The sequence below is a fragment of the Streptococcus sp. HMSC064H09 genome (assembly GCF_001812625.1).
Lineage (GTDB): Bacteria > Bacillota > Bacilli > Lactobacillales > Streptococcaceae > Streptococcus.
Genome location: NZ_KV809570.1, coordinates 17,731 through 26,492, shown reverse-complemented (window position 1 = coordinate 26,492; position 8,762 = coordinate 17,731). Strand labels below are relative to the sequence as shown.

8 protein-coding genes and 4 pseudogenes are annotated in these 8,762 nt (G+C 34.3%); 1 reads left to right on the top strand and 11 read right to left on the bottom strand.

The features are described 5' to 3' along the window. Positions 1-158, top strand: a pseudogene (locus tag HMPREF2867_RS11515) (IS30 family transposase); the annotation flags it as partial. Positions 159-508: 350 nt separating this feature from the next. On the opposite strand, the gene HMPREF2867_RS03400 reads toward HMPREF2867_RS11515, so the two are convergent. The 11 genes and pseudogenes from HMPREF2867_RS03400 to rlmD (HMPREF2867_RS03355) form a co-directional block, all read right to left on the bottom strand. Then, positions 509-2,173 (bottom strand): protein kinase family protein, encoded by a 1,665-nt coding sequence (locus tag HMPREF2867_RS03400; RefSeq protein WP_070575833.1) that lies wholly within the window; start codon positions 2,171-2,173, stop codon positions 509-511. 79 nt (positions 2,174-2,252) lie between these two features. Continuing rightward, positions 2,253-2,351 (bottom strand): annotated as a pseudogene (locus tag HMPREF2867_RS11510) (site-specific recombinase resolvase); the annotation flags it as partial. A gap of 254 nt (positions 2,352-2,605) precedes the next feature. Continuing rightward, a pseudogene (gene rlmD, locus HMPREF2867_RS03390) lies at positions 2,606-3,331 on the bottom strand (23S rRNA (uracil(1939)-C(5))-methyltransferase RlmD); the annotation flags it as partial. Positions 3,332-3,597: 266 nt separating this feature from the next. Further along, the gene (locus tag HMPREF2867_RS03385; protein WP_070575829.1) at positions 3,598-4,164 is read right to left on the bottom strand and encodes a hypothetical protein; all 567 of its coding nucleotides are present in this window, start codon (positions 4,162-4,164) and stop codon (positions 3,598-3,600) included. A gap of 252 nt (positions 4,165-4,416) precedes the next feature. Continuing rightward, positions 4,417-4,950 (bottom strand): GNAT family N-acetyltransferase, encoded by a 534-nt coding sequence (locus tag HMPREF2867_RS03380; RefSeq protein ID WP_070575825.1) that lies wholly within the window; start codon positions 4,948-4,950, stop codon positions 4,417-4,419. A 485-nt stretch (positions 4,951-5,435) separates the two neighbouring features. After that, positions 5,436-6,278, bottom strand: a complete 843-nt coding sequence (locus HMPREF2867_RS03375; protein ID WP_070575822.1) for an AraC family transcriptional regulator — start codon at positions 6,276-6,278, stop codon at positions 5,436-5,438. Between the two features lie 136 nt (positions 6,279-6,414). Further along, the gene (locus HMPREF2867_RS03370; protein WP_007157256.1) at positions 6,415-6,804 is read right to left on the bottom strand and encodes a bleomycin resistance protein; all 390 of its coding nucleotides are present in this window, start codon (positions 6,802-6,804) and stop codon (positions 6,415-6,417) included. A 28-nt stretch (positions 6,805-6,832) separates the two neighbouring features. Next, entirely contained in the window at positions 6,833-7,153 is a 321-nt protein-coding gene (locus tag HMPREF2867_RS03365) for a TfoX/Sxy family protein (RefSeq protein ID WP_003003487.1), read from the bottom strand. Between the two features lie 21 nt (positions 7,154-7,174). Next, positions 7,175-7,339, bottom strand: a pseudogene (locus HMPREF2867_RS11745) (VOC family protein); the annotation flags it as partial. Next, positions 7,299-8,051, bottom strand: coding sequence for a CPBP family intramembrane glutamic endopeptidase (locus HMPREF2867_RS03360; protein ID WP_070575819.1), 753 nt, complete (start codon positions 8,049-8,051; stop codon positions 7,299-7,301). The gene HMPREF2867_RS03360 and the pseudogene HMPREF2867_RS11745, both read right to left, overlap by 41 nt. A 148-nt stretch (positions 8,052-8,199) precedes the next feature. Further along, positions 8,200-8,762, bottom strand: a 563-nt coding sequence (gene rlmD / locus HMPREF2867_RS03355) for a 23S rRNA (uracil(1939)-C(5))-methyltransferase RlmD (protein WP_070575816.1), incomplete at its 5' end; no start/stop codon positions are given.

Here is an 8,762-nt window from a genome sequence, read left to right as displayed (position 1 = left end):
AAATGGCTTACTAAGAGAATATTTCCCAAAGAAATCAGATTTAGCCACTATCTCTGATGAGGCTTTGAACAAGGCTTTATATGATTATCAATCACAGACCACGAAAATGTTTAGCTTACCGAACTGCTTGTGAAGCTCTAGAGGATGAGTTCGAGTAAATGTTGCACTTATTCTTGTAATTTATCACCGCTTCTAAGTTGCTCTCGATTTATAACTAACCATATTCTATTACAAAACGCAAAAAAACTTGCAATCAAGGCTTTTCATTATTGCCTCGTTACAAGGTTTTTACTCTTTTATAAGCATCCTACACACTCAGCAGTTCGCTGTTGCTGTATCATTTCGTCGATCACTCCTCATTATTCTACGAGTCCTAGCATGGGAGGAACATCTGCTTCTACTTCACTACTTTGTAGCTCGTACGAGTAGGGATACCGCCTCAACATGTGCTGATATTGTATACCTATACTATAAAACAAAATTTAGTCTAAAAATTGTTAGGATTATACTATTTGACTACTTCAACAGCTTGTATAAAATCATTAATGTACGAATCGAAATCAATTAAAATATTGTTAGACCATAGCTTCTTATCTTTATTTAAATTTAAAAGTATACTACCTGTTTCATAAAATTTATAATCAAAAATATCTGAAATAAAGAATCTATATGAAACATCTTCAAGTGAAGATACATTATTATTATAATTAATAATACTTGCTAGATCTCTATAAAGTGGATCATATTGGTTTCCTAACAAATCAAAGTTTCCTTGATGAAATATTAAGCCAAGTAGTATGTTCGTAACCGCTACAAACTTGAACATTTCATAACTTAACATTTGATAAGGAATCTGTCCATTATATCGAGTACTACTCTCAAACATCAATTCCTTCGCAACCAGTTCAAATTGTAATTTATGAGATAGGATTTGTAAATTGTTGAAAATTTCTCCCGCTTCGACTAGCATTTTAACAATTATTTCATCAACCTTTGAATCAGTTGATAGAGGACTATTCGTATACTCTTGAATTAGTCTATCTAACTCATCAGAAAATGAATTGTGAGTGCTCCATTGCTGTATAATACTAGATTTTTCATCCACAGAAAGAGTTGATAAATCCAATTTACCATTTTCAACATGAAATTGAACAGAAGGATTCAGATTAGATGCATAGTAGTCCCCTAATTCAGAATACTCTTCTAGTTTGAAATTATATTCTAATTTTTTTACATGGTGTTCACCAACTTGTTTCAAATGAAAATAATCATGAAAATCAATTGACAACTCATCAAATATCGGTGCTAAAATATCTCTAATTGTAGAGAAAATAAACCATGAATCCCTCTGATTAGTCTTTTCAACAGTACTTGGGTTTACATGGCTAGTACCTAGATCAATTAATTTAACCTGTAATCTATCTTGCCTAATTTCACCCACAAATACTTCATTATAGAAATTATTTTTATAACATAATATTGTTTGTTTGATTTTCTCAAATTCAACTGGGGTACATTTTTTATTTTGCTTGATATTATTATATTCATCAATTAAATCACTAAGCTTATCAGTTAATATTGATCCTCCAATCATAATATTCCCTGGATTCAAATCTCCGTGTCTTATCTTGTACTTTATCAAATACGAAATATCTCTCAAAAAATAAATACAAAGATTCACTCCCTCCTGAAGAATAATATCAAACACAGAACTTTTCTCTAGCATTTTTTCAGATGAAGAAATCTCTTTTAACGCTGAAATAAAACCTGCTCTAACTTTCAAATAATCCTCTAATGTTAAAGAGTTTTCTACTAATTCCATAATCGAGTAATAAACATGTACTGGAAAAAGCAATTTACCACTATCATATACCCTCGCAATTGTATCACCTAGTTTCACACTACTATTTTTTTTTGTTTCCTCAATTGCTTTGATTTCAATTTTATCTTTAGTAATAAAATAAAACTTGACTAGTTGTTCAATTTTTAAATTCTTATGAAATACAATAAACGTGATGCCGTTCGCACCATTGGATAAAATTTTCTTAAACTCTAAATTTTGAAAAGCTGGTACCTTATTTTCAGTTAAGAATTGCTTCTCTTCGTAACATAACACTCCACCATCATTTATAGAAAGCTTTTTTAATATAGCTTCCACTTCTGCTCTAGCCATTATAGTTTCTCCTAAGGTTATTTTTAATATATTATATCATAATAGTACCAAATCCCAGCAACTTCCCAGTCACAGTCTCTTATAAATCTACCTCAATTCCTTCAAGGAAAGTTATTACAATTTGTCCAACTTCTGAAATACTAATGTAGTCGACAACTTGATTCATGATAACTCCATCCTCCAAGAAATTTTAAAATAGATTGATAGCATGGCAGGCTATCGTATCTAGAAGCCCAACTTCAACTATTACTCTGATACTTCCCTCTATTCGAGTAAAGAGCCTACCTTCACAACTTTTCATTATCCCTTTAGTTACAAGGTTTATACGCTTTTACCAACAAAGCTACACACTCAGCGGTTCGCTGTCTCCGTATCGTTTCGTCGTACACTCCTTACTCTACGACAGCTATCGCATGGGTGGATCATCTGCTTCTACTTCGCTGAAGCCTCAGCTCGTACAAGCAGTGATACCGCCTCAACATGATGCGTTTGCGGAAAAAAATCCACTGGCTGTACTTTTTTCAATTCGTAGCCCAATTCTTGATAGAGTTTGATATCACGCGCCATGGTTGCTGGGTTACATGAGACGTAGGTAATCTTCTCAGGTTGCATGGCAACACTGACTCTGATGAAGCTTTCTGTCAAGCCCTTGCGTGGTGGGTCCACAATGATAACTTCTGGTTTGATACCATCCCTGCTCCACTTGGCCATAGCATTTTCGGCTGAGTCAGCCACATAATGGGCGTTAGTAATGCCGTTGCGTTCTGCATTTTTCTTGGCATCTTCGACAGCTGTTTCGATGACTTCAACGCCGTAGACTTCCTTGACCTGTTTTGCAAATGACAAACCGATTGTCCCGATTCCTGAATAGGCATCAATAACAATGCTGTCGCTGTTTAGGTCTGAGAAGGCAATAGCTGTTTGATAGAGTTTCTCAGCCATTTCGGTGTTAACCTGATAGAAAGACTGGGCAGAAATCTCATAGTCATTGCCCAACATACTGTCTGTGATGGTGTCTTGACCATAAAGGGTGCGGAACTCCTTACCAAAGATGGCGTTAGTGTTCTTATCGTTGATGTTTTGGATGATGGAAACGACATTTGGGAAGGCTTCTGTAATTTTAGCAATGACTTGGTCAATACGGAAAACTTTTGTTCTTTACTAAATTAGATAACATTTTCGTTCAGTACAATTTTGGTAAGGTATGTTTTACTGATTTATCGGAAGAATCAATACATCTCCGAGTCCAAAGGAATTCGCTCCTCCTTTGGAAAGGACTGCTTATACAAGTTGCTGATGATTTCCCAATGTTTAAAAGGATAAAATTAATTTGTTTTAAGGTCATAAATTTCTCCTTGATTCCATCATCCAGCAAAATAGAAGTCTGTTTAAATATAACTCACGCCACACCTTTACAACGTTATTTAGTTTAACGATTGAATCTCTTCTTTCACATATCCTTCTACATCTTCAATCTCTACAAACAGCGGGTCTAAGTGACACAAGAAGTGCCAATCTTCGGTTCCGCGTTTTCTGTAGAGAATCGCTTCGCCGTCTTCACTTCCGAAAAAACTTCTGTCGACTTCATATCCACTGCGTTCTAAGAAGTCTTTTGCCTTGCCATAGTTCGCTTCTCTTGCTTCGACATAGGCTTTAACTTCATCGTTGTTAACGACATACGCGTCGATTTTTGAATAGCCTTCGATCACTTTATCGTTTTTAACGGATAGATTCGAAATTTCTTTCCAAATAATGTCCACATTTTCCTCAGAATTAAACGAAAATCTAGATATAGGGACAATATTTCCGTTAAAGACAATTTCCATATAATCCGGCAAGTATTTTGGGTTCACATACTCCACTTCAAACCCGTCTTCTGTTTCTAAAGTATACCCCGGGATTTGAGCTACAAACGCTCTCCCCTCTTTTAAAGAATCAAACGCGACTAATTCCTTTTGATAATCACCTTGATAAAATTCCAATATAACCATCGATAACCCTCCATTTAAACTTTACAGCGCTACGCAAATTTATTTTTCAGATTTTACAAGCAGTGATACCGCCTCAACATGAAACGAGTGAACACTAAGTATGTCAAGTAAACCTTTCTGTATGTGGAAACATGTCTATAGAGCTTTTAACGATCGCATAAGGTTATCATTTAAAGGTATTACCTCGACAAACTGGGAATTGTCATTCTAGGCAAAACTGAAAGTTATTTTATCTCAGCAAAATCAAAAATGCTAATCTATTCTCTTCTCAAATCTAAACATCCCATCTCGAAATTGTAAATCAATTTCTTCATCCATACTATCTGTTTCGTTAGGATCGGGATGATGCTTATTAAAGAACTCTACAATGTGAAAGCCACATCTGTTTACATAAAAATGAATATTGCGTTGTTCAAAATATGGAGTTACCGTCCCCCAAAGTTTTACTTGAGGATACATTTTTTCAATCTCACACCATGCAGCATAACCAATTCCCTTACTGTGAACATTTGGAGATACAAACAGCAAATCCAGTTCTCCTTTTTCACCATTAACATTTATTACAATTCCACCGACTTTTTTATTATTGTATATGATACGATAAGCCTTTCCGTCGGCAATAGACTGTTCAATTGTTTTTCTTGAAATAATTTGTCCATCTTCTTCGAAGTGGTTATCTCTATGACCAAACTCCACCATTGCACCATAATTAAATGCTTCCTGATTATCTAATATAAATTGCTCCTTATCATCTGATGCTAATTGTTCAAGAATAACATCACCCATAAATCAACCCTCCAGAACTTCTAATTTGTCTTTGTTTAAAAATAAATTCCATTATATAATTCCATAAACTCTTTAGAATAATTTGTGACAAGTTCATAGTCAAGTGCAGTACTAAAATTTCTTCATTAGTTGGTCTCTAGATTCAATTTATTTATATTTTAAGATTTTTTACACTTTTACTTGTATGCTTTAGTCAACAGAACTACGTTCTCAGTCTGCAGTAGCACATAGCTAATCAAACTTCGCCTTGCTCGTTTTCTTGGGTGTACCTTACATGGGACGTACATCTGCTTCTACTTCGCTGATGGCTCAGCTCACACAAGCAGCGATACTCCATCAACCTAAAACGAGTGAACACCAAGTATGTCAAGTAGTTGAGTTGTATGCGGAAACATATCCACTAAACTATTTAACGATAGCTTGAGGTTATCGTTAAAAGGTATTACCTCGGCAAACTGGAATTTTCCAGCTCGACAAGCTGGTTTTTAAGCTTTAGTTATCGGAATCCACAGCTCCATTTTATAATCATTGCTGTGCATATCACCTTCATAGTAATATTCAAAGTCAGATTTTCCTGAATGAATATAGCCATGCTCAGGGAAGAATACTTCCATTGCATATTTCCACCCGTTATGAATGCACTCCGGAACACTTCCTACTAATTCTACAACTGCATACTCTGCTTCTTCCACTTCCAAAACATCTAAGCCCATACTTGTGGCTTTGTCTAAATCATTAACGATATAACCAGCCATATAATTTATTGTGCTTGGATTTTCCACGTCATGGCAAACGCCCATACTTTGACCGCTTCCTAAACTTGCAAGTTCATCGTGTCTATATTTTTCATATAGCTTATTCCATACACTCGGACATAATGATGAATTGATGCTTTGTTCATTTACCCCAGCAACTGTAAATGCTTGTTTCTTTTGAATTGTAATGTTCATGCTTCTTCCTCCTCTTACACTTAGTGATAATTGCACTCGTGATACTAATTTGAAAGGTTTTCCATTTCTTACCTCAGAAGGAGTAAATCCATGAAAATATTTAAAAGCTGTCCCAAATGAATCTGATGACTCATATCCAAATTTGAAAGCAACGTCAATAATTTTTTCATCCGTATTTCTTAATATAGCGGCTGCTTCCGTCAATCTTCTGCTTCTTAAATATTCTGAAAGCGTTGTTTCAGTCAGAATAGAAAACAAGCGACTGAACATTGAATACGAATATCCGGATAACTGAGTTACTTTCTTTTCATCAATTTCATCATCAAGAACTGTTTCAAGATAATCAATCGTATCGTTAAACGACTTGATAATATTCATTTCGATTCCCCCTTTCCTTCAGTTTATTTTAGTATAGAGGAAGATTTCTTTTCTTACCCTACAATATCCGTACAAGTTTTGTAGGTTTCATTTCATAGAAATTTATACCTTGCTAAATTCAACAAATTGGCATTTATCAATTTGTAAATCTTAATAAATATCCATTGGGATCTTGTATTAAGAACTCAATTTGTGTTTCTTCTGCACCATTAACTTGATATTGATTTCTTGTTAGTTCTCTATATATTTCAAAATTTAGAGTTTTCACTAATTTATAAATTCCTTCAACATCTTCGACTGCTATTGAAAAATTTATACCTCTTCCCAAGGGATAACTTAATTCGCCTGTGTTCCACCCATCATCATGAATTTGTTCAAACATAAACTGACTACCTTGAAAAGACATGAAAACAAACCTTTCATCATTGCGTTCGTATTCTATTTTGAATCCTAATCTGCTATAGAATTTTTTTGTTTTATTAATATCAAAAACCGATAATTCCGGAATCATCTTATTAAAATCCATCTTCACTTCCCCACAACTTCATATTTTATTATTTCTTTTTCTTTGGTTTGGGTGCAGGTAACTCATCATACATTGAATTAAATAAGCCGGTTAAATATTCTTTGTTGTCAACATCATCTACCAATAGCATTTCCTTTGCACCTTCATACGGCAATTCGTATTCTACATTCGGCATATACGCTATTGCAGATTTGACAGGCTTCACTAAAAATCTATCATCATAAATTCCACCTATGATTTTCCCTCGATAATAAATTATATACTCACCCATCATTGCTCTATATGATATTTCTTCCAACTCGGACAATTGTTCTAAAATGAAATCTAAATATTCTTTACTTGAAGCCATTTTTGCTATCTCCCTTAATTACTAAAATTTCAATAGTCCATTTTCATCAAATTGAAAATTCGGTCCCCATGAAACTTCCCAATAGTATCCATCTAAATCCGAAAAATACGAATGATACCACCACAGAAAAGTTCCTGTAGATCTTTTACAATTTTTCCACCTGCTTTTCCTTACTAATTCTATTACTTGCTAATATTGTATAAATTAAATAAGCTATAAAAATGATAATAAAAGTAAGATTAATCTTCAACACAAAATAGAGATTTAACAAATTTGCGAACGCATGAAATAATATACAGTAACCGACAGATTTCGTTTGACGATAAAGAAGCCCTAAAACAAAACTTAAAAATAATGTATATATAAAAAATAAAATAAAAGGAAATCCTTGATGACTTTCTCCTACTATAAACCATAAAGGCAGATGCCAAATCCCCCAAATTGATCCTACAATCAAATTAGATTGCCAATATGTATATTTTTTATCAAGTAAGGGTTGTAATATACCTCTCCATCCTAATTCTTCATGTCCACCACCAAAAAAAATTAATTGAATAAAGAATAGTGGCATTAAATAAATTGATACTCCGTTTAATTCTAAGGAAGATACAGAGAATAGTATCAAAATTGCTAACATATGAATAATGAAATAAATACTACTATTTTCTCTCTTATTAAATACAAAGTGTTTAAATTTTATATTGTTACTTTTCAAATAAAACCCACTTGCAATAGCTGGTCCAAGTGCACCTACTATATGTAATATTCTCCCTATAAAGGTTTCTAATCCCAAAATATTGAATTGTGTAAATATGGCAAGAAGCCCCCAAGCTATATAAGTGATTCCAAATGTAAAATAAAGATATTTTTTTAAATTCTTTTTGTCAATTTCTGTCATTTTATCTTCCTTAGCTTGATTATTTTATAAATAATATTTTTACTGCTTCTTAGTTGCTCTCGATTTATAATTAACTATATTCTATCACAGAAATGCAAGAAAAAGCCTTGCAATCAAGGCTTTTCATTATCCCTTTCGTTCAAAGGTTCTAGGCTTTTACGAGCAAAGCTACACACTCCACGTGGTGCGTTTGCGGAAATAAATCAACCGGTTGTACTTTCTTCAATTCATATCCCAATTCTTGGTAGAGTTTGATATCACGCGCCATTGTTGCTGGGTTACATGAGACGTAGGTAATCTTTTCAGGTTGCATGGCAACACTGGCTTTAATAAAGCTTTCTGTCAAGCCCTTACGTGGTGGATCCACAATGATGACGTCTGGTTTGATGCCATTCTTACTCCACTTGGCCATGGCATTTTCAGCTGAGTCAGCCACATAGTGGGCATTTGTAATGCCGTTACGTTCTGCATTTTTCTTGGCATCTTCGACGGCTGTTTCGATGACTTCAACGCCGTAGACTTCCTTGACCTGTTTTGCAAATGACAAACCGATTGTCCCGATTCCTGAATAGGCATCAATAACAATGCTGTCGCTGTTTAAATCTGAGAAGTCAATAGCTGTTTGATAGAGCTTTTCAGCCATCTCGGTGTTAACCTGATAGAAAGACTGGGCAGATATCTCATAGTCATTGCCCAACATACTGTCTGTGA